The organism is Pseudorhizobium halotolerans (genome assembly GCF_902153235.2).
Classification (GTDB): domain Bacteria; phylum Pseudomonadota; class Alphaproteobacteria; order Rhizobiales; family Rhizobiaceae; genus Neorhizobium; species Neorhizobium flavum.
On the sequence record NZ_CABFWE030000009.1, the window covers coordinates 1 to 890 of the forward strand.

The window sequence follows — 890 nt, forward strand, 5'->3', positions numbered from 1 at the left end:
TCTGTTCTCGACGCTGATGCTTCCAACGTGGGAAGGTCAAGTCCGTCACTCAGATGAATGTGTGCACCTGCCACGTTACCTTATCGATGTGTGGTCGGAGGTCCGCGCCCGTTGCAGAGCGGCGGCGGGAAGAAGCGAAGCCGACTCTGCGCCCATGTGGCCTTGATGAAGGCGAGAGGCAGCATCTCCAACCTCTCGCCTCAACGGGTTAGAGCGATGCCCTGCCGCTACCGCCAACAGGCCTGATCATCCAAGGCTTCACAGCAGGTTCCTTGGCAAGGATGCCCTTCTTCTTAGCAAAAGAGCGTATCGCATCGCGTGCTGCCCAAAGAGGTTTCAAACCGTCATGTGCCATGTAGCAGGTCCTCAAGGCCGCCTCATGGATCAGGTCCCGTTCCCGTTCTGGCCAATCCTCCAGATAATCAATCGCCTCCTCCACGGCCGTAATCTCGCGGACGAGGTTCTTTTGTTCCTTCAGATACACCGGACGATCAAAGAGCTTCGAGATCATTTCCACCTCACTGATTCTGTTTGTGATCAACAAGGAAGGCGCTGTGGCCAACGCCGATTATCGATGTGGTTTGCCGCGTCCTTCCGTTCAAGTCGGAACACCACTCAGGTCACTAAATCTGATAGGGAAACCGTACATGTCGACGGGCGTGAACGTAGGCGCTTACTGCACAGCAAGCCAGGTTGGCGGGTAGCTGATTGCCCCATACCAGAGCGGGATTACGCGGCGGCGAAAAATTTCCTCCCAGGTTCTTGAACAGGCATTTTTCGCCAACCAGATTCATTGCATCGGCAGCCTTAGTAGGGGCCGATAGGCCGGAGACGCAGGTTTTCGGTGGCGTCTCCAATCCATGTTGCTTTACGGAGGATATGGTAATGAG

2 protein-coding genes are annotated in these 890 nt (G+C 55.4%); both read right to left on the minus strand.

The window, feature by feature from the left end:
• Window positions 1-208: 208 nt before the first annotated feature.
• Window positions 209-511, minus strand: a complete 303-nt coding sequence (locus FN060_RS15380) for a DUF982 domain-containing protein (RefSeq protein WP_142588884.1) — start codon at window positions 509-511, stop codon at window positions 209-211.
• 112 nt (window positions 512-623) lie between these two features.
• A partial coding sequence (locus FN060_RS15385; protein ID WP_211181472.1) for a hypothetical protein occupies window positions 624-890 on the minus strand: 267 nt, incomplete at its 5' end.